Source organism: Caulobacter hibisci (genome assembly GCF_016135805.1).
GTDB classification, from domain to species: domain Bacteria; phylum Pseudomonadota; class Alphaproteobacteria; order Caulobacterales; family Caulobacteraceae; genus Caulobacter; species Caulobacter hibisci.
Map to the genome: position 1 here is coordinate 130,675 of NZ_JADWOX010000002.1, position 23,740 is coordinate 154,414.

Genomic DNA, 23,740 nt, shown 5'->3' on the forward strand with positions numbered 1-23,740 from the left:
ATGATCGAGCGAATAGCTCCGCTCATATCGCCCGAAGTCATGGGCTATATTAGCGGCGCTCAGCATTACTTCAGGAACGATGAGAGGCGATCATCCCACAGCGGCCGCACGTCGACGGCCGAGGGAATGATCTTGGCGGCCGCGAAGGTGTCGGCCACGGCCTGCTCGGAGGCGATCGCCGCCTCGCTGACCGGCTCCAGGATGTAGGGCGACGACTTCTCCCGGAACTCCTGGGCGTAGTATTCCGCCTTGACGCCGGTCGCCTTGGCCCGGGCCTGGGCCCAGCGCTCGCCGTCGGCGTTGATCCAGTCGAAGATCTTCTTGTAGCGGGCCACGTAGTCGCCGACGGCCTGCAGCCGCACGGGATCGTCCAGCGCCTCCTTGGCCGCGGCGATCAGGTAGTTGCCCGACAGGATCCCCAGCGCCGTGCGCAGCACACGCGCTCCGGCCTCGCGGGCCTGGTAGACGATGACGCCGTAGATGATCCAGGCGTCCAGCGCCCCGCTCTGGAAGGCGGCCAGGCCGTCCTGCGGGCTGAGCGCCACCGGCTGGATGTCGCTCCAGCCAAGGCCCGCCTCCTGCAGCAGGCGCAGCAGGATGTAGTGCGAGGTCGTGGCCTTCACATAGCCGATGCGCTTGCCCTTCAGGTCCTTGAAGTCCCGGGCTGGCGAGCCCTTGGGCACCAGCAGCACCTGGTTGTTCACGTCGCCCTTCAGCACGCCGACGATGCGCACCTGGTTGCCCGGCTGGGCGGCGACGAAGATCGGCGGGATCTCGCTCATGCCGCCGAAGTCCAGGGCCCGGGCGTTGATCGCCTCGGCGATCAGGTTGCCGCCGGCGAACTGGGTGCGCGCGATCTTGTACGGCGAGGGCGGCACGCCGGCCTCGGCCCAGAAGGTCTCGGGATTGCCGCGATAGGTCGCCACGCGCAGGGTCAGGTCGGCCAGGGAGCCGGCCTTGTCGTCGCCCTTCGGAGAGCAGGCGGCGAGGTTCAGGCTGGTCAGGCCGGCCAGCGAAAGGCCCGCGATCGAGAGGCCGCCCGACATCAGGTCGCGGCGGGACAGGGAGATGCCGGTCATCAGTCGAACAGGTCCGGCTCTTCTTCGGTGACGATGTCCCAATAGGGCTGGAACGACCACAGGCCGCCCAGCTCGGTGCCGACCTGGCCGGCGGTGTGCTTGGCGACCTCCGGCGACATCGGCTTGGTCGGGCCGGCGGCCTCGGCCAGCAGCTGGGCCTGGCAGGCGTTTTCGAGGGCGAGGTAGCGCCAGACGGCGGCCTCGACCGATTGGCCGACGGTCAGGATCCCGTGGTTCTGCAGGATCACCGCCTTCTTGGGGCCCAGCGCCTTGGCGATCTTCTGGCCCTCGCTGGTGTCGAGCACCACGCCCGAGAACTCCTCGAACAGGGCGTGGTCGTCATAGAAGGCCGCCGAGTCCTGGGTCAGCGGATCCAGCAGCCGTCCCAGCGCCGACCAGGCCTTGCCGTACAGCGAGTGCGAGTGGGCCGCGGCCACCACGTCGGGCCGGGCCTCGTGCAGCTGCGAGTGGATGGCGAAGGCCGCGCGGTTTAGGCGCGCCGGCGCTTTCTCGGGCGGCTGGACGATCTCGCCGGCGTGGCTGACCAGCATCAGGTCGCTGACCTTGATGCGCGAGAAGTGCACGCCCAGCGGATTGACCCAGAAGTGGTCGGTCAGCTCGGGATCGCGGGCGGTGATGTGCCCGGCCCCGCCCATGTCGAAGCCATAGCGGCCGAAAAGCCGATAGCCGGCGGCCAGGCGCTGCTTGCGATAGAGCCGCTCCAGCTCGAGCGTCGGCTGCTGCGGGATATCGCGCGAACCGAACGGCGGCAGCACGCTGTCGATCTTGGCAGGATGCGGGCCGGCGGCGGCGAAGCTGCGGGCGGCGGGGATCGCGGTCATCGCGAAGAGTCCTTGTTGTCAGTAGCCGCGCGACAGGTCGACGACGTCGGCCAGGGGCGCGCCGGCGCGGAAGCGGGCGAGGTTCTGGGCGAAGCTGGTCGCCAGGTTGATGCGGGTGTCGGGCGTGTGCACCGAGGTGTGGGGCGACAGCCGAACCTTCGGATGGCCGTAGAAGGGGTGGCCGTCGGTCAGGGGCTCGGGGAAGGTCACGTCCAGGCTGGCGCGGGAAACCCGGCCGTCCTCCAGCGCCGCCAGCAGGGCGTCGTCGTCGATCAGGGCGCCGCGGGCGATGTTGATCAGGTGCAGGCCGGGCTTGGCGGCCGCCAGCACCTCGCGGCCGATCAGGCGCTCGGTCTCGGGCGTCGCCGGTGCGGCCAGCACGACGTGGTCGCTGCGGGCGAACAGGGTCTTCAGGTCGGCGACCCGCTCGACGCCGGCCACCGGGATCGGCTTGTCCGAGCGGCGGGTGGCGATGACGTTCAGGCCCAGGGCCTGGGCGCGCGGGGCCAGGGCCTCGCCGATCGCCCCGAAGCCGACGAGGCCCAGGGTGGTGCCGGAGATCAGCTTCAACGGCTGCGGCGACCAGCGCTCGGCTTTGTCGATCCAGATTTCGGGCAGGCGCTTGGCCTCGGCCAGGATCGCCGCCAGGGCGAACTCGGCCAGGGCGACGGCCGAAGAGCCGCGCGCCGAGGTCACCACCGGGCCGTCGAACAGCCAGTCCGGATAGAAGTCGATGCCCACCGACACCAGCTGCACCCAGCGCACGTCGAACGGCCAGCCGGGCGGCGCCTTGGCCGGCAGTACGCCGCCGGCCTTGCGGAACGGCGCGGCCACCAGGACCTTGGCGTCCTGCGGCAGGGGCGTGGTCAGGCCCGGCGGTACGGCCACGATGTCTGCGTCCGCTGCATGCTGGGCGAAGACGGTGTTGAACACCTCGGGCAGTTGGCTGGCGACGATCAGGCGGCTCATTGCGCCGACTCGCGGCCAATAGGTTCTCGGCTCGCGAAGGCGAGCTTGCCGGCGCCGGTCAGCACCACGTCGGCCTGGGGCGTATGCACCCGGCCGCACAGCACGTCGCGGTGATGGCGCTCCAGCGGATTGTTGCGGGTCAAGCCCGGATTGCCGGTCAGCTTCAGGGCCTTCTCGACCACGGTGATGGCGTTCTCGGTGACCAGGTGCTTGACCAGGCCGCTCTCGCTGGCGGTGGTGTCGCCGCGCGCGGCGCTGTCCAGCAGCACGCGGTTGGAAAACAGCAGGGCGTCGATCTCGCCGAGGGCCTCCTGGAAGCGGGGCAGGGTCGAAAGGCTGGCGCCCAGGTTGGCCGGCTTGCGGCTGATCAGGAAGTCGGCCAGCCAGTCGCGGGCGGCGCGGGCTACGGAATCGTAGATCGCCGCCGTCAGCACGGCCGACCAGGTTCCGAACACCGGTGAATAGGGCGGCGGCGCGCCCGGGGGCTGCGGGTCCAGGGCGTGGTCCAGCGGGACCAGAACGTCCTCGAAGATCACGTCGTGGCTGGCGCTGGCGCGCAGGCCCAGGTGATCCCAGGTCTCCTCGATGACGACGCCGGGGCTGTCGGCCCGCACCAGCCAGCCGCCCACCAGCGGCCCCCCTTGAGCGGGTTCGTCGTCGCTGCGAGCCCAGACCACGAACCAGGTTAGGGCCGTCGAGCCGGTGGAGTAGATCTTGCGGCCGCTGATCCGCCAGCCTTCCGGCGTGCGGCGGGCGATGGTGGCCGGCAGGCCGCCGCGGGCGGGGGTGCCCAGGTCGGGCTCGACCCGCAGGGCGTTGATCAGGGCGCCGTTCTCGACGGCGTCGCCGATCACCTTCTGCTTTAGGTGCTCGGGCCAGCCGGAGCGGCCCTCGACCGAGGCGTGGAACAGGTACTGCATGACCAGCACCAGCGCCGTGGCCGGCTCGCCCCGGGCGACGGCCGAGACTACCTTCAGGGCGGTGGGCAGGTCGCTTTCGAGGCCGCCCAGCCGGGCCGGCGCGGTCAGGGCCAGCAGGCCCGCCTCGTGCAGGGCGCGGAAATTGGCGAAGGGAAAGCTGGCTTCGCGATCGTGGCGGCCGGCGGTGGCGGCGAAGGCCTCCGTCAGGCCCGGCAGCACCGCGTCGAGATCAGGCAGGCGGAGCGACGGCTCCAGGCGACGGACGGCGATGGTGCTCACTGCACGGCCTCGCCGGTGGGGAAGGCGATCAGCGCGCCTTCGTGCGGCGCGGGCGCCTCGACGCCGAGATGGCCGAGCAGGCGGCGACGGATGGCCTGGAAGCGGGCGTCCGGCGCGCGCGGGCGCTCCAGGGTGATGTGCTCCTCGGCGGCGATCTTGCCCTTGTTGAGCACCAGCACCCGGTCGGCCAGCGAGATGGCCTCGTCGACGTCGTGGGTGACCAACAGGACGGCGGGTTTGTGCTCGCTCCACAGGTTCAAAACGAGGTCGTGCATCTTCAGCCGGGTCAGGGCGTCGAGGGCCGCGAACGGTTCGTCGAGCAGCAGCAGACCCGGCTCGCGTACGAGCGCCCGGGCCAGGGCCGTGCGCTGGGATTCGCCGCCCGAGAGGGTGGAGGGCCACGCGTCGAGGCGGTGGCCGAGACCGACCTCCTTCAGCGCCGCCTCGGCGCGGGCTCGGACGTCTTTGTCCTTCAGGCCCAGCGCCACGTTGCGCCAGACCTTCTTCCACGGCAGCAGGCGGGCGTCCTGGAACACCACGGCGCGGGCGCCAGGCGTCGTGACGTCCTGGTCGCCGATGGGGTCGAGGCCGGCCAGGGTGCGCAGCAGGGTGGTCTTGCCCGAGCCGCTGGCGCCCAGCAGGGCGACGAACTCGCCCGGCGCGATCGAGAGGTCCAGGCCGTCGATAACCCGGTTCTCGCCGAACTGGCGAACGAAGCCGGTCAGCTTCACGGCGGGGGCGACGGCCGGCGAGGCGATCGGCGTGGAGGACGGCGCGGCGGTGTCGAAAGCGCGGCGACGGATGCGCGGCTGGACCATGGTCATTGCTCCACGAGGCTGGGGCGCCAGGCCAGAGCGCGGCGCTCCAGCGTGCGAACGAGGGCGTCGGCCGACAGGCCGAGCAGGGCGTAGACGAGCAGGCAGACGACGATGATGTCGGTCCGCATGAAGTCGCGGGCGTTGTTGATCAGGTGGCCAAGGCCCGCCTGGGCGTTGATCTGCTCGGCCACCACCAGCACCAGCACCGACACCCCCAGGGCGTAGCGCAGGCCGACGAAGAACGAGGGCAGGGCGCCGGGCAGGATCACCTCGCGCACCAGGCTCCAGCCCGACAGGCCGAAGCTGCGGGCCGCCTCGACCAGCCGCACGTCAATGCCGCGCACCCCGGCGAACAGGTTCAGGTAGATCGGGAAGGTGGTCGCCACGGCGATCAGGGCGATCTTCGGCGTCTCGCCGATGCCGAACCAGACGATGAACAGCGGGGTCAGGGCCAGGGACGGAATGGTCCGCTTGATCTGCATCAGCGGGTCGACGACGGTTTCGCCCCAACGCGACAGGCCGGCCAGCAGGCCCAGACTCACGGCGACCGCCAGGGCGATCGCCAGGCCGGCGGCGGCGCGGGCCAGCGACACCAGCAGGTTGGCGGGCAGCTCGCCCGAGGCCGTCAGGGCCCAGAAGGTTTCGGCCACCGTCGAGGGCGCGGCCAGCACGCGCTCGGGGATGAAGCCCAGCCGCGAACCCAACTCCCACAAGGCCAGAAGCACCACCGGAGATAGCCAGCGCGCACGGGAAAGACGTGGCCATCGCCACCCTTTCGGGAATGGTCTGGCTAGAGAAATTCTATCGGCGGTCGCCAAAGACATCGGGTCGCTTCCATCGCTGTGACCGTTGCGGCGGGGGCGCCGTTGCTTCACAGAGATGGACGCTGAATTCCTACTCGATCAATAGACTTATCCTCAGGGGTCTTATTAGAGTTCCTCAACGGGGTCAGACGGGACGCCAGATGCCGACCAACCTTCCGACCGAACTTCTCCGCAGTTTCGTGGCCATCGTCGACAGCGGGTCGATGCTGCGCGCCACCGAGCGTGTCTTCGTCACCCAGTCGGCCCTCAGCCTGCAGATGAAGCGGCTGGAGGAGACGGTGCTGACCCCGCTGTTCCATCGCGAGGGGCGGCGGCTGTCGCTCACGCCGGCCGGCCAGACCCTGCTCGGCCACGCCCGCGATATCCTGGCCCTCAACGACCGGGCCGTCGTGGCCCTGACCGGCGACGCCCTGGCCGGACCCGCCCGGGTCGGGCTGGTGCAGGACTTCGCCGAGACCCTGCTGTCGGGCGTGCTGGCCCGCTTCGCCCAGCTCAATCCCGACACTCAGCTTCAGGTGCGGGTGGCCGGTTCGCCCGAGCTGCTGGAGCTGCTGCGCAGCGACCGCCTGGACGTCATCCTGTGCATGGGTGCCTATGACGATCCGGCCGCCGCCCGCACGGTGCCGATGGTCTGGCACGGCGAGCCGGACCTGACCCAGCTGCCGGTCCTGCCGCTGGCGATCCTCGAGTCCCCGTGCCGGTTCCGTGACGCGGCCCTGGCGGCGCTCGAGCGGGAAGGGCGCTCCTACCGCGTGGCCCTGGAGACCCCCAGCCTCTCGGCCCTGCGCGCGGCCGTGCAGTCGGGCCTGGCGGTCACCTGCCGCACCAGCCTGTTCCGCCCCGACGCCCAGCCGATCGCCGACGGGGCTTTACCGAGCCTGCCGAAAGTGGCCTATGTTCGTCGCACCGGAACCGCGCCGCACCCGTCGATCGCCAAGCTCTCCGAGCTGATCCACACGGCGGCGCTCGAACTATGAGCTGGGCGCTCTGAGAGGCGCTAGAGCAGGTTGCGTTTCTTGCGGAAGGCCTCCAGCCACGACTTCCTGAAGTAGGGCGTGCGGTTGGTGTCGCCGAAGCAGGCGCTGCCCGGGCCGCCGTCGCGGATGCGGGTGTTCGTGCGCTTGAGGGCCGTGGAGGCGTCCGTCGTCCAGCGTTCGTCGGCCAGGGCCTCCTGCGCGGCGAAGAACGGCGATCTGGTCGTCCGACGGCGGCGTGTCTTGAGTGTTCAGTGTGCGGATCGCCTCGCGGATCGTGTCCCGCCGCGCCGGCGCCGGCTCGGAATATGTTGGCATCGAGGACAGGTCGCTGAAGGTGCTCAATCCGGAGAGGCGACGCGGTCGGGCGCGCGAGGACTCAGGCGGGCGGCGGCGTCCAATGGACTGGGCGCCTCCCGATCGCCATGCCTGTTGTCGCCGCGCCTGAAACGCGCCCAGGCGCGGTTGATGTAGAGCTCGTAGTCGCTGAGATCATGGTCCATCCACAGGATCGGCGCCATGGGCTCCTGGTAGAACGAGGCGCGGCGCGCGATCAGCCGGCACGGCCGACGTGTGTCGAGACAGTTCCAGGCGTCCAGGCTGGCGTATTGGCGTCGACCGAGCGCCAGCGGGTTCAGCCGCCAGGCGGTTCCATTCTCCCGGGCCGAGGGAAGGAACCTCGTCTCCCTCATGCGCAGGACCAGGTCGGCGCGCACGCCGGTCGCGGCGCTCTTGATGATGCATGGCCGGCGATTGGTCGCCGTAAGGGGCCTGCCGCTGGCGCGGGCGCAGGTCTCGGCGTCTCCGAGCCTGTAGAGCGACGCGGAATCGAAGGTCGGATCCGGGGCTCTCGCGCCGGCGTTGTTTTGAAGCGTGGGAATGATCACGGCGTCGAACCGGCGCTCCGCCAGGAGTGTGGCGCAGGCCATTTCGCAATCCAGGCGGCCGGGCGTCAGGCTGATGGTCCGGGCGCCGGCGACCGGAGCGAACTCGCCTCGCGTATCGGCGCCCATCTGGCTGACTTCCAGCTTCAGCGCCGTGTTGACGATCAGGCCGGGGCCGAAGGCCACGAGGACGGCCAGGCCCAAGGCCGCCGCGAAAAGCTTCCGGGAGCCGGTCCGCCAGGCCCGGTGCGCCAGAGCGGCCAGCACCGCGTACAGCAGCACCGTCGGGGCCAGGTACAGAACCAGGCCCGGTAGGAGGAGCATCAGGAAGCCGAAGACCAGCAGCACGTTCGACATGCCGGCCAGGGCCAGCACCGTCAGCACGATCCAGAACGCATAATGCAGGACGCGCGACGATGGCCTCTTGCCTTCCGTCGAAGTCGCTGGTTCGATCGTCATCCTGTTCACGGCCCCCGCACGTCCCGGTCACCTTTGCGGGAGATGCGTTTAATTGTCCGTGAAAGTTGTGCCGGGGCCTTCTTCTGTCGGTCTCCGTGAGCGAATTGCCCTCGGACGGCACCGCATTAATCATTTTCAGAAAAGATTAACCGCAAACCTTGGGTCTTCGTTAGCGGCCTCCTGCGAAAACGTCGCCATCAAGTTTCTTCGCCAAGAGGGATGGGCGGTAATGAAATTCTCGATCGCGATCGCCGCGGGTATCGCCGGCAGCTTCTTCGTCGCTCAAGCGGCTTCGGCCGCCGGTGGTTTCGAAGACCAGATGGGCCGCTGCCTGCAGCAGTTCGCCAACACCAAGGACGCCGCTCAGGTGATGCTCGAGTGCACCGCCGACGCCGGCAAGCTCTCGGGCTGCAAGGTCGTCGACAACAGCGCGGCCGGCAAGGGCTTCGACAAGGCGGCCATGTGCATCGCCGAGAAGCTGCCGATGGGCGCCAAGACCGGCACCGTGAAGGTCCCGTTCCGCTTCCCGGGCGGCGCGTAAGCCTTAGCGCTCAGGCGACTGAAAACACCCCCGTCGGCCTGGCCGGCGGGGGTTTTTCGTATTTGGGCTCAGCGCACCGCCGCTAGGGCGGCCTTGGCCACCCGGGCGGCCTGGCCGCGGATGTCGGGCACGGCGTTGATCTCCCACCAGGCCCCGCGCGTCGCCGGTCCCACCGCGAACAGGCTGGCCGCCGCCGCGCCGGCCACGTCGACCAGGCGGTTGTCGACGTCGACGTCCAGCCCCAGCCGCAGCGGGTCGGGACGCGCCAGGCCCCGACGGATCAGGTCCAGCACCAGCGGCTCGCGCGAGCGGGCCACGTCGCCCGTGGGTCCGGTGGCGTTGATCACCGCCCGCACCGTGAACGGCTGGGCGTCCATCTCGCCGCGCGGCCGCCAGGCGCCCTCGACCCGGCCGTCCGCGCCCTCGTCCAGGCGCACGATCTTGCCGGCGGCGACCTTCAGCCGGCTGGCCTGGCGCAGATTGGCCAGCCGCGCGGCCACCTCCGGCGACAGGCGGTGGCGGTGCACGTCCCAGAACGGCCGGGCGTGCCGCAGGAAGGCCTGCTTGCGCGCCACGCTCCAGCCGCGCCACAGGTCCTGGGTCGCCGGCCGCAGGGCGTCCACCGCCGTCCGCCAGCCGTGCACCCCCGCCGTCCGCCGCAGCCAGGCCGCCGCGCCGAGCGGCGAAAGGTCGGAAGAGGGGGCCGCGGGCGGATGCTCGGGCGGCTCGCCCTCGTGCTCGCGCGGCGTCAGGCCCCGGCGCGACAGGGCGATGATCGGCCGTCCGGGCAGGGCGTCCTCCAGGCTCAGCGCCACGTCGACCATGGTCAGCCCCGTGCCCAGCAGCAGCACCGGTCCGGGCGGCAGGGCCTTCGGATCCCAGCGCCAGGGATCGGCGACATAGGCGGGGGAGGCGGCCAGGGCGTCGTCGACGCCGGCCGGCCGGCAGGGCGGCGGATTGCCCAGGGCCAGGACCACGGCGTTGGCCGGGATCGGCCGGCCCATGGCCGTGGTCAGCCGCCAGCCGTCGCCGCCGGGCTCCAGCCCCACCACCTCGTCGGGCGCGATCACCAGCCGGCCGGCCGCCTCCGGTCCCGACGCCGCCTCGGCCAGCAGGCCTTGCAGATAGCGCCCGTAGTCGCCACGCGTGGCGAAATCGCCGGGACCGACGTCCAGCCCCTGGCCGCGCATCCAGGCCGTGAAGTCGCCCGGCCGGTCGGGCCAGGCGCTCATGTTGCCCGCCCGCACGTTCAGCCGGTGGCTGGGATTGTGGGTGGCGTAGGCCGCGCCCAGGCCCACGGGACTGCGCCACTCCAGCAGGATCACCCGCGCGGCCCCGCCGTCCCGCAGCAGGTGCAGGGCGGTCATCACGCCGCTGAAGCCGGCGCCGACCACGGCGATGACGGGGGGCGAGGCCATGCGAAGCAAACTCTATGAAATCGATAGGGGTTTCTTCGGCGATCCCCCTTCGGGGCGCAAGCACGCTGTCGAGCCGGGCCGGCGGTTTCCTCTCGCGGCGCTGAAACATCGCGTCGGGGCGGACGGACTATGCGCGCCAGCAATGCCGCATATTGCCTGCGCAGATATATAAATCTCTGAATTCTTTCGAAGAAATACTCGTTCGCCCGATTTGTACGCCGTCGCCATGGTCGCCTCCGCCGACGACTTTCCTTCTAGGACCATACAACGACGCGGAGCACCGCGCGGGGGATAGACTTTTGACTCGTGTTTCCCAGACCCTGACTTCCCAGGCCCTTTCCCAGACCCTGAAAGGCTCCGCCTTCGCCGGCCTGCTGCTGGCCTGCGCCTCGGGCGCGGCCCTGGCCGCCGAGCCCATTCCTACCGTCGAGGCGCCCGACGCGGCCGCCGACTCCGTGGACGGCGTCGTCGTCACCGGCGTGCGCGGCGTGCGCCGCACCGTCGCCGACAGCCCCGCGCCGATCGACGTCATCTCCTCCGAGCAGCTCACCGCCACCGGCAAGGTCGGCCTGAAGGAGGTGCTCAACACCCTGATCCCATCGTTCAACCTGCCCGGCGTCAACGGCGGCGGCACCTCGTGGACGGTGCGGGCCATCACCCTGCGCGGCCTCAACGGCGACCAGGCCCTGTTCCTGGTCAACGGCAAGCGCCGCCACACCACCTCGCTGATCAACAACCTGGCCCGGGTCGGCCGCGGCGGGGTACCGGTCGATCTCGACCTGATCCCGGCCTCGGCGATCGAACGCATCGAGGTGCTGCGCGACGGCGCCTCGGCCCAGTACGGCTCGGACGCCATCGCCGGCGTCGTCAACATCATCCTGAAGAAAGACACGGAAGGCGGCGAGTTCTCCTACACCGGCGGCCAGAACTATCTGGGCGACGGCGACACCCGCGCCGCCAGCCTGACCTGGGGTCGGCCGCTCGGCGAGGACGGCGGCTTCCTGCAGCTGGCGATCAACTGGAAGAACAACGAGGCCGCCTCGCGCGCCGTGCCGTCCCGCGCCCAATACCTCTACCAGCCCACCATCACCACGGTCGGCGGCGTGACCACGGTCACCCCCGACGCCCGCGACGCCACGGCCGACCGCTACAGCTGGGGCGCCAGCTACGGTCCGGGCGAGGAAGACATCATCGCCACGGCCTACAACGCCGAACTGCCCTGGCGCGACCTGACGCTCTATTCCAGCGGCACGGTCAGCCACCGCGCGTCCAAGAAGGTCACCGGCAGCTTCCTGCCCAACCTGGCCCCCGTCACCGGCGTCACCGCCGGCCGGCCGTTGAACCGCAACTCGCTGCCCGAGGTCTATCCGAACGGCTTCAACGCCCAGCGGCGGATCTTCGAGCTCGACTGGCAGACCAGCTTCGGCGCGCGCGGGCAGACGGCCGGCTGGGCCTGGGACGCCTCGACCACCTTCGCCCAGGACCACGCCCAGCTCGACGGCGAAAACACCCTGAACGCCACGCTCGGCCCCGACAGCCCGACCTATTTCCACCTGTCGACCCACCAGTTCCAGCAGTGGACCAACAACCTCGACGTCACCCGCCAGTTCACCGGCGTCCTGCCGCATCCGCTGCAGGTGTCGTGGGGCCTGGAGCATCGCTACGAGCACTTCCTGATCGAGGCCGGCGACGAGGCCTCCTACGTGGTCGGCGACTACGTGATCCCGGCTGGCCAGCCCTTCGCCGGCCTGCGCCCCAATCCGGGCCTGGCCTCCTACGCTGGCACCGCGCCGGAAGACGCCGGCTCCGCCACCCGCCATTCCTACGCCGCCTATGTCGACGTCGGGACCGACCTGACCGAAAACTGGTACGTCGGCGTCGCCGGCCGCCACGAGCGCTACACCGGCGATGTCGGCGAAACGACCAGCGGCAAGCTGACCACCCGCTGGGAGTTCCTGCCCGGCTACGCCCTGCGCGCCACGGTCAGCAACGGCTTCCGCGCCCCGTCCCTGGGCCAGAGCCTGTTCGCCACCTCGACCATCTCCGGCAGCCTCTGCCCGGCCGCGCCCAACAACACCTTCCGCGGCGCGGCCTGCACGCCCGGCGAATACCTGACCTATCCGACCAAGGTGCTGCGTCCGGGCAGCGCCGAGGCCAAGGCCCTGGGCGCGACGCCGCTGAAGCCCGAAACCTCGACCAACTACAGTTTCGGCATCACCGCCGAGCCCCTGGCCCGCCTGCGCCTGACGCTCGACGCCTACCAGATCGACATCGACGACCGCATCGTCGACACCAGCAATCTCGACCTGTCGGTGACCCAGCTCTCGTCGCAGCCGGCGCTGGCGGGTCTGCTGACCCGCTTCCCGCAGGGCTTGACGGCGACCTACTACACCAACGCCGTCTCGACCCGGACCACGGGGATCGACTTCGTCGCAGAGTACGGCTTCGACCTCGGCGCGGCCGGCAAGCTGAACCTCAACGCCGCCTACGCCTTCAACAAGACCAAGGTCCGCGAGCTGGCCGAGACCCCGGCCATCCTCAAGGCGGTCAATCCCAACCTCGTCCTCTTCGACCGCCAGAAGATCTCCGACCTCACCGTCGGCACCCCGCGCGAGAAGATCGTGCTGGGCGCGGTCTGGGGCCTGAAGGCGGTGTCCTCCAGCCTGCGGGTCACCCGCTACGGCGAATATACGGAGGCCGGCACCTCGGTCAGCCTCGACCGCACCTACAGCCCCAAATGGGTCGCCGACCTCGACATCGCCTGGGACGTCCGGCCGAACACCAATGTCGCCATCGGCGCCAACAACCTGTTCGACCAGCACCCCGACAAGATCGGCATCGTCAACGCCGACCAGGGCACCCTGCAATTCGGCATCTTCTCGCCCTTCGGCATCACCGGCGGCTACTACTACGCCCGCCTGACCCAGCGCTTCTAAGGGGAGGGCGCGATGCAAAGACGCCAGCTCATCATCGGCCTCGGCGCGCTCGCCGGTCTCTCGGCGGGGCTCTCGGCCTGTGGCAAGGGCGACGCGCCCGTCCTGAAGGTCGGCAGCCAGCGCGGCGGCACCAAGGCGGTGCTGGTCGCCTCGGGCGCGCTGGAAGGCGTTCCCTACAAGATCGAGTGGAGCGAGTTCCCCGCCGCCCAGCCGCTGCTCGAGGCCCTGGGCGCGGGAGCGGTCGACCTGGGCGAGGCCGGCGACGCGCCGTTCCTGTTCGCCTATGCCAGCGGGGCCAAGATCAAGGCTGTCCAGGCCGCCCGGAGCGGCGGCGGGGCGACCGCCATCCTGGTTCCCAAGGACTCGGCCATCCGCGCGCCCGCCGACCTCAAGGGCAAGAAGATCGCCACCGGCCGCGGCTCGATCGGTCACTACCTGCTGCTGCGGGTGATCGAGAAGGCCGGACTGAAGCCGTCCGATATCTCGCTGGTCTTCCTCAGCCCCGGCGACGCCAAGGCCGCCTTCACCGCCGGTTCGATCGACGCCTGGGTGACCTGGGGCTCCTATGTGGCCCTCGCCCGCCTGCACGACAGCGCCCGGATCCTGGTGGACGGCGAGGGGATCCTGCTCGGCGCCGGCTACGAGGCCGCCAGCCTCGAGGCCATCGAGACCAAGCGCCCGCAGATCGAGGACTTCCTGCGCCGCCTGGCCCGGGCCCGGCGCTGGGCGATCGCCAATCCCGACGCCTTCGCCGCCGTGCTGTCGAAGGAGACGGGCCTGTCGCTGGACGTGGCGCAATACACCGTCCGCTACTACCGCTTCGCGCCCGTGCCGATCGACGACGGCTCGGTCGTCGAGGCTCGCGCGGTGCTCGACCATTTCCGGGGCGCCGGGGCGATCACCTCGACCCTCGATCCCGCCAACGCCTTCGACCGCTCGTTCAACGCGACGGTCGCCGGCTGAACCTCAGAGACGACCAAAGGGAGGACTAGATGAGCCAACAGACCCTGCGCGAGCGCCTTGCCGCTCTGCATGCCGAACGCGTCCGTACCTGGGAGCCGGCCGCGCTGAAGATCAATATCGACCAGCGCGCCCGGCTGGTCGAGGCCGCCGACCCCGACGCCTGGGTCAAGGTCGGCGACAAGGTCGCGCCCTTCGTGCTCAAGGACGTCGAGGGCGGCGACCTGACCCTGGCCGGCCTGACCGCCAAGGGCCCGGCGGTGCTGATCTTCTTCCGCTTCGCCGGCTGTCCGGCCTGCAACATCGCCTTGCCCTATTATGAAGAGACCCTGGCCCCGGCCCTGAAGGCGATCGGCGCGACCCTGGTCGCGGTCAGCCCGCAGGTGCCCGAGCGCCTGGGCGAGATCCGCGAGCGCCACGGCCTCAGCTACAAGGTCGCCGCCGACCTCGGCAACGATCTCGGCCGCCGGTTCGGCGTAACCTACACCGCCGACGAGGCCAGCCAGGCCGCCCAGCGGGCCAAGGGCAGCTTCATCGGCGACGTCACCGGCACGGGCACCTGGGAACTGCCCCAGCCGGCCGTGGTGGTCATCGACCGCGCCGGCGTCGTCCGCTTCGCCGACGTCAGCCCCGACTGGCTGGTCCGCACCGAATCCGACCCTATCATCGCGGCGGTGCGCGCCCTGACCCCGGCCCCGGCGGCGGTTTGAGGACCAAAGCCCTTCCCCCTTGATGGGGGAAGGGTTGGGATGGGGGTGGAGCCGCGCGTTCCACCTGCAAGTCTTTTCAAGCTGAACCGCCGCAACCACCCCCAACCCCGGCCCTTCCCCCATTAAGGGGGAAGGGAGAAGAGGCCCTACGCACACTGCTCGCACGGCGAACTCGAAAAAGAACCCAGCAAACTCAACGCCCTGAACTTTCTCGACCCTTCGCGATCCCCACCCACTCAAACCACCCCCATACTCAAACCCATCCCAGCCATGGGGAGGGCTCTTGGTACCGGCCCAAGTTGCGGCTGTGATCGCATCGAGCGGGGCCGCTGGTTGCGTTGCGGGAAGGGCGGGTTTGCAGGATCGCTCAGAAGGCGTGATTGGGCCGTCAGCCGTTCCGTGACGCGACAAGCGGGTAGACAGGCCGGGAACGTTCAAACCGGTTCAACAGGATCAGCCGAGGCCGCGCCGGATTACCGCGGGGCTGTCGATCCTGCCCGTCCGAGGGCTAGCCGGGCCAATGGCTGAAATAGCGCCTACGCCCCCGGTCCTTCGAGCCAACGATGCGGCGGAGCGGTCTGACGAAGCCGAAACGCTAAAACCCATCACGGTCTCCGGGCTCCGCCCGGCCGCTCCGCGCCTCCCCATCAGCTTTCGTGAGTTTTCACGGGAGGATGCGAGCCCGTGCCTGCGCTACCTCCTCCGGCCCTTCGGGCCACCTCCCCCAGAGGGGGAGGATCTAAGCGCCAAGATGCTCCCCCTCTGGGGGAGCTGTCGCGGAGCGACTGAGGGGATCCGCCGCAGGCGGATCGGCCTGGAGGGCGTCTCATGTCAGCGCGCCCCTCATCCGACGGCCTTCGGCCGCCACCTTCTCCCGCAAGGGGAGAAGGACGACACCTCCGAACCGTCTCCTATTTCCCATCCTGATCAACCGCTTGAGACCATCTCGTTGGATCGCCTCGGCCCCGCCGCCGTAAGCAGGATCACCTCCTTCAGCCCACGGAACGGCTCCGATGTCCCAACCCCGCCAACTCAAGCTCGGCTTCATCCTGCACGGGGTCGGTCCCGGCTGGGGCGACTGGCGCCATCGCGACGCTCAGCCCAGCGCCAGCACCGACTTCCAGTTCTACAAGCGCCAGGCCCAGGTGGCCGAGGCCGGCAAGTTCGACTTCCTGTTCGTCGCCGACAGCGTCTACATCACCGAGAAGTCGAGCCCGCACTACCTGAACCGCTTCGAGCCGCTGACCATCCTGTCGGCCCTTGCGGGCGCCACCAGCAACATCGGCCTCGTGGGCACCCTGACGGTCAGCTACAGCGAGCCGTTCAACGTCGCCCGGCAGTTCTCCTCGCTCGACCACATCAGTGGCGGCCGTGCCGGCTGGAACGTCGTCACCTCCTGGCTCGAAGGCAGCGCCGCCAACTACAGCCGCGAGAAGCACTACGCCCACGACGTCCGCTACCGCCTGGCCGGCGAGTATCTCGATGTCGTGCAAGGCCTGTGGGACAGCTGGGAGGACGACGCCCTGACCTTCGACAAGGCTGGCGGCGAGTTCTTCGACCCCGCCAAGCTGCACGCCCTGAACCACAAGGGCGAGTTCTTCTCGGTGAAGGGGCCGCTGAACATCAGCCGCTCGCCCCAGGGCCAGCCAGTGATCTTCCAGGCCGGCGCCTCGGAAGACGGCAAGGCCTTCGCCGCCAAGCGCGCCGACGCCATCTTCGTCTCGCACGAGGACCTCGACGCCGCCCAGGCCTACTACAAGGACATCAAGGCCCGCGCCGCCGCCTTCGGCCGCGATCCCGACCAGCTGCAGGTGCTGCCCGCCGCCCGTCCGGTGGTCGGCAAGACGGCCGAAGAGGCCGAAGCGCTCTACAAGGAACTGACCGAGCTGGTCTCGCTGGGCAACGCCCTTTCCATGCTGGCCCGGCCGTTCAACGAGTACGACTTCAGCCAGCACGACCCCGACGGGCCGTTCCCGCTGGAGGCCGCCGAATTCGGGGCCAATTCCAACCAGAGCGCGGTCAATCGCATCGTCGCCGCTGTCAAAGAAGATAGTCTGACCCTGCGCGAGACGGCCCTGCGCTTCGCCACCCCGCGCGGCCACTTCGTCGGCGCGCCGGAGGCCGTGGCCGACAGCCTGCAAGCCTGGTTCGAAGGCCGCGCCGCCGACGGCTTCGTGCTGTTCGAAAGCCTGCCGGGCCAGCTGGAGGCCTTCGTCGAGCTGGTCGTGCCGATCCTCCAGGCGCGCGGCGTCTATCGCACCGACTACGAGGGAACGACCTTCCGCGAGAACCTCGGCCTCGACTTCCCGGTCAACCGCTACGCCGGCGCCCTCGCGGCGGCGGAGTAGCCAGCGCTGGCGGCCCTAGAACCTGCCCGCCAGGCCGATCCTCACGACCCGCCCGAGCGGGTCGCGGTCGTCGCGGCCGTAGCCGGGGGCGGGGCGTCCGTCGCCGAGGCGGGCGCGGGGCCGCGCGTCCAGCAGGTTGTCGACGTCCGCGGTCAGGGTGAAGCCGCGATTGCGGCGTCCGGCCGGGCCGGCCACGGGATTCTGGGCTTTGGACTGGGGGGCCGCCTGGCGGCTCACCAGATAGCTGATCTTGACGCTGAGCGAGCCGAAGTCGTCCACCAGCAGGTCGCCGTCGCCGTTGCGGCCGCTTTCGTTGCGGATGCGGTAGCCGCCGCGCCAGTTGGCGCCGGCGTTGAAGCCCCAGGGGCCACGGCGGGCGTTCAGCGACAGGGTCAGGTCCTGGCGCGGCGCGCCGCCGCCGTCGCCCGCCAGGCGGTCCATGCTCGGCAGGCCCTCCCTGATCACGGTGGCGTCGCTGAGCCGGATGCTGTGGTTGAGGTAGATCTGGACCTGGCTGATCGGCCCCGGCGCGCCTTCCTTGTCGAGCGGGATGGCGAAGTTCAGGTTGGACGACAGCGAGGTCGACCGGGACGAGGCGATGTTGATCGACCGCTGGTCGATGCTGACCAGGCGGCCGTCGGCGTCGCGCTGGAAGCGGTCGGGAAAGGCCGCCTCGACGTCCGCGGTCGCCGGCGGCAGGGAGCCGATGCCGTCGACCGCCTCGCTGCGTTCGTAGTTCACCCCGCCGTACAGCTTCAGAGGCGTGAAAGGACCGCTCGAGACCCCGAAGGTGACCCGGTCGCGCCGCGACGTGCGCAGGTCCGGGTTGCCGCCGGTCAGGGGCAGAACCTCGACCGACTGGCCGGTGCGGAAGTCGAACACCACGATCGGGGCGCCATAGATGGCCGGGGCGAAGCGTTGGTTGTCCATCGGCACGTCGGTGGCGCGCGACCACGCCCCGACCAGGTTCAGGCTCTTGGTCGGGCTCCAGAACAGGTTGCCGCTCAGATTGTCGCCCTGGCCGGAATCGGCCCGGCGCATGCCGGCGCCGAGCCGCAGGGAGGCGTCGCCCAGGCGGCCGCCGAAGGGCGCGCCGCTGTCCGTACTGGCGTTGAGCAGCGGAACGGCCAAGGCCAGGTCGACATCCTCGCCGCTGCTGAAAAAGCTTCGCGGCGTTCCGCCCTTGGTCTCCGAATGGGAGCGGAACGCCCGCCCCGAAAGCTCCATCGTCATGCCCCCCGCGGGCAGGGTCAGCAGGGTGCGGTTGGCCGAGAGATTGAGATTGGCCGAGCGGTTGTTCGTGCGGGCGTCCGTCAGCCCGGAGCTCTCGTTGCGCGACGCCTGGCCGCTCAGGGAGGAAACGATCATCCAGCCGGCCGCCGAGCCGCCCAGCCCGCCGGTGAGGTTGAGGCTCTGGCCTTCGGATCGGTTCGCCACCGTGGTCCCGCCGGTCGCGGCGATGAAGCGGCTGCTCTGGGCCGAGGCCATGGCGCGCAGCGAGCCGCGCCAGGTTCCCAGCGAGCGGGTCCGGGCCGTATCGACCGACACGCGCCGCGTCTGCGGGCGCAGGGTGGCGCCGGCGCTTTCGGGGTGGCTCTCCAGATAGTCGGCGCGTTCGTCGGCGCGCAGCGAGGTGTCGCCGGAAACCCGCAGCCCCGAACGGCTGGTGTTGAGGTCGAGGATGCTGGAGCGCCGGATGTCGCCGATCAGGCTGGTCGCGCCGCCGGCGGTCGGGCCCGAGGCCGTAAGCGCGCCGTCATGGCTTCGGAACTGCTTCTGCAGGACGATGTTGATCACCCGGCGCGAGGGATCGGCGGCGCCGCCATAGGTCGCCGTCGCCGAGGGCGGCAGCACCTCCACCCGCGTCAGGGCGTCGGGCGGAAAGCCCAGGAAGGCCTCGGGATCGGCCACGCGCTGGCCGTTGACGATGACCACCGGCGGGGCTCGCCCGCCGAACTGGGCGTTCACCTGGCCGACGACCGCGGCGATGTCCTCCGCGCCCAGGGCGTCGATCTGAGCCCCGTCCAATTCGTGCTGCGGCGGCATGGCGGCAGCGCCCCGCCGGGCCGTGACCTCGACGCCCTCAAGCTGGACCGGCGTATCGCCCGGCGAGGCCGAGGCCTGCGCCGCGGCGACGTCGGAGGCGGCGAGAACGCAAAGCAACCAGAACATCGATCCGCCGTCAGGGACGCCGTGGCGAGGCGTGGGGTGATGAGGAGGTGGAGCGCGCTCCACCTCCGCGAGCAAGTCCTATTTGCCCTTGGTCAGGGTGGTGTTGTCGAGATCGAGCTTGTCGATGGGGATCGTGACGGCTTTCGGCGTGGCGGCCTTGACGCCGTCGCCCATCGCCTTGGCGTCGCCGACCACGATCACGCTGGCCTTGGCCGGGTCGAGTTCGGCCTTGGAGAAGGCCTGCACGTCCTGGGCGCTGACCGCAGAGACCTTGTCGGTATAGGACTGGATCTCGTCGAGCGGCACGCCGTAGACGGCCAGGCCGCCGAGGATGTCGGCCAAGCCGCCGGAGGTGCCGAGGTCGCGGCCGTAGTCGCCGATCAGCACCGACTTGCGGGCCTGCAGCTCGGCCGGCGAGGCCGGTTCGGTCCCGAGGCGGGTCAGCTCGCCCTTGATCAGCTCGACCACCTGGCCGGCCGACTGGTTCTTGGTCTGCACGGTCGCCGCGAAGCCGCCGGACGCGGCGCGGGGCGTCAGGCTGGAGCCGGCGCCGTAGGACAGGCCGCGCTTGATGCGGATCCCTGGTTCAGGCGGGCCGAATAGCCGCCGCCCAGCACGCCGTTGGCCACCAGCCCGGCATAGTAGCGCGGGTCGGACCGCAGGATGGTCGGCTTGGCCACCACGACGGCCGCCTGGCCGGTGCCGGGCAGGTCGATGACGACCTCGCGCGGTGCGTAGTTGGTGGGGCCCTTGGCCGGCGCGGGCGGCGGGCCGGCGGGCTTGGTCCAGCCGCCGAAGGCCTGCTCGGCGAGGGCGAAGCCCTGTTCGGGCGTCAGGTCGCCGGTCAGCACCAGCACGGCGTTGTCGGGCCGCCAGTAGGCGGCGTGGGTGCGCACCAGGGCCTCGCGGGTGATCTTGGGCAGCGAGCCCGGCGTGCCGCCGGCCACGTGGCCATAGGCCGAGCCGGCATAGATCACCGGCGCCAGGGCGAAGTTGGCGACGCCGCCGGGACGCTGGTAGCTGACCGACAGGCCATCCAGCGCCTCGGCGCGCACCCGGTCGAGCTCCTCGGCCTTGAAGGCCGGCTTCTGGGCGACGTCGGCCATGATCGACAGGCCGGCGGCGGCCTTGTCGGAGATGACGCTGAGGGTCAGGGACGAGCTTTCCCAGCCCGAGCCGGCCGACAGGTCGGCGCCCAGGGCTTCGGTGGCCTGGGCGATCTGGGTGGCGGTGCGGTTTCCCGCGCCCTCGGTCAGCAGTTCGGCGGTCAGGGCCGAGACCCCGGCCAGGCCCGTCGGATCGGCGCTGGAGCCGCCCTTGACGGTCAGGTCGGCGGTGATCAGCGGCAGGTCGCTGGACTTGGCGACGATGACGCGCAGGCCGTTGACCAGGGTCTTTTCGACCGGCGAGGGCAGGACGGGCGCGACCGGCTGACCGGGGGCGGGCGGGGCGATCCGCTCGGCTTCCGGCGCGAGGGTGGTGACCGGCCCGTCATAACGCACCGAGGCGACCTTGGGCGGCGCGGGGAAGGGATCGGACTCGCCCTTGGGCTTGGCGCTTTCCGGCAGATAGCGGATGGCGGTGCGGCGATCGTCGGCCAGGTATTTCCTGGCCACGCGCTGGACGTCGGCGGCGGTCACGGCCTGCAGGGCGGCCAGATCGGTATTGGCGCGGCCGGCGTCGCCCTCGGTGCGCAGGGCGTAGCCGAGCGCGCTGGCGCGGCCGTCGATGGTCTCGCGCTCGCGCACGGCCCCGGCCAGCAGGCCGGCCTTGGCCTCGGCCAGTTCGTCGGCGGTGGGCGGCGCGTCGCGCAGGCGGGCGACCTGGGCCAGCAGCGCCGTCTCGCCCTGCTGGGCCGTCTTGCCGCCGGCCATGATCGCGCCGACGTAGAACAGCCCTTGCTGGGCGCTGTCGGGCGCGGCCGAGAAGATCGATTGGGCGATCTTCTGGTCGTAGACGAGGCTGTCATAGAGGCGCGACGACTTGCCGGCCGACAGGATGGCGTCGAGCACCGACAGGGCCGGCACGTCCGGATCGGCGGCCGGCGGGGCCAGCCAGGTCACGGCCACGGCGGGCAGCGGTACGTTGGGGCCGTAGGTGGTCACGGTCTTCGGACCGGTGCGCGGCGGCTCGACCGTCGTGACGGGCCTGATCGGCGCGGCCGGGGTCTTCAGCGGCGCGAAATACTGGTCGATCCAGGCGTCCAGTTGCTTGTCGTCGAAATTGCCGACCACGATCAGGGCGGCGTTGTCGGGGCGGTAGTAGGCGGCGTGGAAGGCGCGCACGTCGTCGACCGTGGCCGCATCCAGCTCCTCGATCGAGCCGATGCCCGGGCGCTGGTAGGGGTGGACCGCGTAGGAGGCCTTGGGGATGTTGATGAAGAACCGGCCGTAGGGATTGGCCAGCACCCGCTGGCGCAGCTCTTCCTTGACCACGTCGCGCTCGGACTTGAACACCGCCTCGTCGATGACCAGCGAGCCCAGGCGGTCGGCCTCGGCCCACAGCAGGCGCTGCAGGTGGTTGGCCGGCACCACCTCGAAATAGTTGGTGAAGTCGTCGGCGGTCGAGGCGTTGTTGAAGCCGCCGACATCCTCGGTCAGGCGGTCGAGCATCTCGTTGGGCATGTTGCGCGTCGACTTGAACATCAGGTGTTCGAAGAGGTGCGCGAAGCCGGAGCGGCCGACCGGATCGTCCTTGCTGCCCACGCCGTACCAGACCTGCACCGTGACGTTGGGCGTGGTGACGTCGCGCGAGGTGTAGACCTTCAAGCCATTGGCCAGGGTGCGCTCGCGATAGACGATCGGCGGCACGGCGATCGCGGCCGCTTCCGCCGTCTTGTCCGCCCCCTGGGCCTGCGCGGCCGTGATTGGGGTGAGGGCGGTCGTGGCGACGGCCAGCGCCGCGAAAGCGGCCAGGGCGGCGGGACGGATCATCTTGAGACTCCGGGAGAGGACGCCGAGTGCTTAGCACCCGGCCGTCGCTCGGTAATATTTACAGTCCTGTCATTGTGTCGCCGGTCGCCATCGCCGAAGTCAAGCGGAGCGTCCGGTCTTCCTGCGCTTCATAGGCGGAGCGCGGGTCCGCGGGCGGTCGCGGCGACGCTACGATCGAGCGCCGCCGCGAAGGTCTTGCGATGTCTTGGCTATTCCGCCGCGATCTGGCCGGGCGCCTGGGTCCAGCGGTTCTCGGGAACCGGCAGGCCCAGGTGGCCGCGCAGGGTGTCGTGCTCGTACTCGGTGCGGAACAGACCCTTGGCCTGCAGCAGCGGCACGACCTTCTCGCGGAACCGGGCGAAGTCGTCCGGACCGGTCACGTGCAGGATGAAGCCGTCGACCGCGCGTCCGACGAACCAGCGCTCGATCTCGTCGGCGACGGTCTGGGGCGAGCCGACGAAATTGGCTTTCCAGCGACCGAAGCGTTCGGCCGCCTGGCGCACCGTCAGGTTCTCGGCCTGGGAGATGCGGACGATGCGCTCGGCATGGCCCTTGTAGCTGTTTAGGCTGAGCTGGCTGACATCCGGGAACGGGCCGTCCAGCGGGTACTGCTTGAAATCGTGATAGCCGAAGGCCCGGCCGAGCTCGACGAGCAGCTTGTCGATCTCGCGGCTGCCGGCCCGGGCTTCGGCTATGGCCTGGGCTTCCTCGTCGGTGTCGGCGATGATCGGCGAGATGCCCGGCAGGACGCTGAGGTGATCCGGATCGCGGCCCTGGGCCGCCGCGCGGGCCTTGAGGTCGGCGTAGTACTCCACCGCGTCCTCGAAGGTGTCGACGCCGGCGAACACGCCCTCGGCGATGCGCGCGCCGAGATCCCGGCCCGCGCCGCTGACCCCGGCCTGGAAGATCACCGGCTGGCCCTGCCGCGAGCGGCTCAAGGCCAGCGGCCCGGCCACCGAGAAGTGCTTGCCCTTGTGGTTCAGCGCGTGCTGCTTGGTCTTGTCGAGGAAGACCCCGGCGGCCTTGTCGCGCGGGAAGGCGTCGTCCTCGTAGCTGTCCCACAGACCCTGGACCACGTCGACGAACTCGCCGGCCCGCTCGTAGCGCACGGCGTGGTCGAAGTGCTCGTCGCGGCCATAGTTCCTCGCGGCGCCCTCCAGGCCCGTGGTCACCACGTTCCAGCCGGCGCGGCCCTTGCTGATATGGTCCAGCGAACCGAACTGGCGGGCCACGTTGTAGGGCTCCCAGTACGAGGTGGTCAGGGTGCCGACCAGGCCGATCTTCGAGGTCGAGACCGCCAGGGCCGACAGCAGGGTCAGCGGCTCCAGGCGATTGAGGAAGTGCGGGGCGGTGTCGGGCGTGATGAACGGGCTGTCGACGATGAACACCAGGTCGAACTTGGCCGCCTCGGCCAGGCGGGCGTTCTCGATGTACCAGTTGATGTCGATGCTGGCGTCGCCGGCCAGGGCGGGATCGCGCCAACGGGTGTGATCGGTGCCCACGCCGGCCAGAATGGCGCCGAGCTTGAGTTGACGGGCAGGTTGCTGCGTCATGTCGAGGTCCTCGAATTTGAAGGTTCAAGGCTAGGACGGGCGCGGGCGGGCGAATAACGAGCAGTACTGAACAGTTCCATTGTGGCTGATCAATCCAGCTCGGAAAATTCAATGAAATCAG

At 70.1% G+C, this 23,740-nt stretch carries 16 protein-coding genes and 1 pseudogene; 6 read left to right on the forward strand and 11 right to left on the reverse strand.

The genetic code is table 11. The annotated features are described in order from the left end of the window. Positions 1 to 65: 65 nt before the first annotated feature. From I4Q42_RS03810 to I4Q42_RS03835, 6 genes are read right to left on the reverse strand one after another with little or no spacing between them, the layout of a single operon-like run. Positions 66 to 1,079 carry an ABC transporter substrate-binding protein gene (locus tag I4Q42_RS03810; protein ID WP_198574739.1) on the reverse strand — a complete coding sequence of 338 codons (1,014 nt, stop codon included), beginning with the start codon at positions 1,077 to 1,079 and terminating at the stop codon, positions 66 to 68. Beyond that, the gene (locus tag I4Q42_RS03815) at positions 1,079 to 1,921 is read right to left on the reverse strand and encodes a class II aldolase/adducin family protein (protein WP_198574740.1); all 843 of its coding nucleotides are present in this window, start codon (positions 1,919 to 1,921) and stop codon (positions 1,079 to 1,081) included. Before I4Q42_RS03815 ends, I4Q42_RS03810 begins: the two co-directional genes overlap by 1 nt. 18 nt (positions 1,922 to 1,939) lie before the next feature. After that, positions 1,940 to 2,890, reverse strand: a complete 951-nt coding sequence (locus tag I4Q42_RS03820) for a D-isomer specific 2-hydroxyacid dehydrogenase family protein (RefSeq protein WP_198574741.1) — start codon at positions 2,888 to 2,890, stop codon at positions 1,940 to 1,942. Beyond that, complete coding sequence (locus I4Q42_RS03825) at positions 2,887 to 4,089, reverse strand: acyl-CoA dehydrogenase family protein (RefSeq protein WP_332873014.1); 1,203 nt, start codon at positions 4,087 to 4,089, stop codon at positions 2,887 to 2,889. Before I4Q42_RS03825 ends, I4Q42_RS03820 begins: the two co-directional genes overlap by 4 nt. Further along, positions 4,086 to 4,913 carry an ABC transporter ATP-binding protein gene (locus I4Q42_RS03830; RefSeq protein ID WP_408611048.1) on the reverse strand — a complete coding sequence of 276 codons (828 nt, stop codon included), beginning with the start codon at positions 4,911 to 4,913 and terminating at the stop codon, positions 4,086 to 4,088. The genes I4Q42_RS03825 and I4Q42_RS03830 overlap by 4 nt, the downstream gene beginning before the upstream one ends. Further along, positions 4,910 to 5,635: an ABC transporter permease subunit gene (locus tag I4Q42_RS03835; RefSeq protein ID WP_332873015.1), complete on the reverse strand. Its 726-nt coding sequence runs from the start codon at positions 5,633 to 5,635 to the stop codon at positions 4,910 to 4,912. Before I4Q42_RS03835 ends, I4Q42_RS03830 begins: the two co-directional genes overlap by 4 nt. 236 nt (positions 5,636 to 5,871) lie before the next feature. Here I4Q42_RS03835 and I4Q42_RS03840 point away from each other — a divergent pair, with 236 nt between their 5' ends. Continuing rightward, positions 5,872 to 6,708 carry a LysR substrate-binding domain-containing protein gene (locus I4Q42_RS03840; protein ID WP_198574744.1) on the forward strand — a complete coding sequence of 279 codons (837 nt, stop codon included), beginning with the start codon at positions 5,872 to 5,874 and terminating at the stop codon, positions 6,706 to 6,708. A 338-nt stretch (positions 6,709 to 7,046) separates the two neighbouring features. On the opposite strand, the gene I4Q42_RS03845 is transcribed toward I4Q42_RS03840, so the two are convergent. Then, positions 7,047 to 8,048, reverse strand: a complete 1,002-nt coding sequence (locus I4Q42_RS03845; RefSeq protein ID WP_198574745.1) for a hypothetical protein — start codon at positions 8,046 to 8,048, stop codon at positions 7,047 to 7,049. 229 nt (positions 8,049 to 8,277) lie between these two features. On the opposite strand from I4Q42_RS03845, the gene I4Q42_RS03850 reads away from it, so the two are divergent. Further along, the gene (locus tag I4Q42_RS03850) at positions 8,278 to 8,589 is read left to right on the forward strand and encodes a hypothetical protein (RefSeq protein WP_198574746.1); all 312 of its coding nucleotides are present in this window, start codon (positions 8,278 to 8,280) and stop codon (positions 8,587 to 8,589) included. 68 nt (positions 8,590 to 8,657) lie between these two features. On the opposite strand, the gene I4Q42_RS03855 is transcribed toward I4Q42_RS03850, so the two are convergent. Next, positions 8,658 to 10,007, reverse strand: a complete 1,350-nt coding sequence (locus I4Q42_RS03855) for an FAD/NAD(P)-binding protein (RefSeq protein ID WP_198574747.1) — start codon at positions 10,005 to 10,007, stop codon at positions 8,658 to 8,660. 299 nt (positions 10,008 to 10,306) lie between these two features. Between I4Q42_RS03855 and I4Q42_RS03860 the strand changes: the two genes are divergently transcribed. The 4 genes from I4Q42_RS03860 (at position 10,307) to I4Q42_RS03875 (ending at position 16,961) form a co-directional block, all read left to right on the forward strand. Continuing rightward, positions 10,307 to 12,943 (forward strand): TonB-dependent receptor plug domain-containing protein, encoded by a 2,637-nt coding sequence (locus tag I4Q42_RS03860; protein WP_232792843.1) that lies wholly within the window; start codon positions 10,307 to 10,309, stop codon positions 12,941 to 12,943. Between the two features lie 12 nt (positions 12,944 to 12,955). Then, the gene (locus I4Q42_RS03865; protein WP_198574748.1) at positions 12,956 to 13,906 is read left to right on the forward strand and encodes an ABC transporter substrate-binding protein; all 951 of its coding nucleotides are present in this window, start codon (positions 12,956 to 12,958) and stop codon (positions 13,904 to 13,906) included. Between the two features lie 29 nt (positions 13,907 to 13,935). After that, complete coding sequence (locus I4Q42_RS03870) at positions 13,936 to 14,613, forward strand: peroxiredoxin-like family protein (protein ID WP_198574749.1); 678 nt, start codon at positions 13,936 to 13,938, stop codon at positions 14,611 to 14,613. 1,013 nt (positions 14,614 to 15,626) lie between these two features. After that, entirely contained in the window at positions 15,627 to 16,961 is a 1,335-nt protein-coding gene (locus I4Q42_RS03875) for an LLM class flavin-dependent oxidoreductase (RefSeq protein WP_198574750.1), read from the forward strand. 15 nt (positions 16,962 to 16,976) lie between these two features. Here the strand turns inward: I4Q42_RS03875 and I4Q42_RS03880 are convergent, their stop codons facing one another. The 3 genes and pseudogenes from I4Q42_RS03880 to I4Q42_RS03890 form a co-directional block, all read right to left on the reverse strand. Further along, positions 16,977 to 19,133, reverse strand: coding sequence for a TonB-dependent receptor (locus tag I4Q42_RS03880; RefSeq protein WP_198574751.1), 2,157 nt, complete (start codon positions 19,131 to 19,133; stop codon positions 16,977 to 16,979). Between the two features lie 78 nt (positions 19,134 to 19,211). Beyond that, positions 19,212 to 22,066 (reverse strand): annotated as a pseudogene (locus tag I4Q42_RS03885) (M16 family metallopeptidase). 209 nt (positions 22,067 to 22,275) lie between these two features. After that, complete coding sequence (locus tag I4Q42_RS03890) at positions 22,276 to 23,619, reverse strand: LLM class flavin-dependent oxidoreductase (protein ID WP_198574752.1); 1,344 nt, start codon at positions 23,617 to 23,619, stop codon at positions 22,276 to 22,278. Between the last annotated feature and the right edge of the window lie 121 nt (positions 23,620 to 23,740).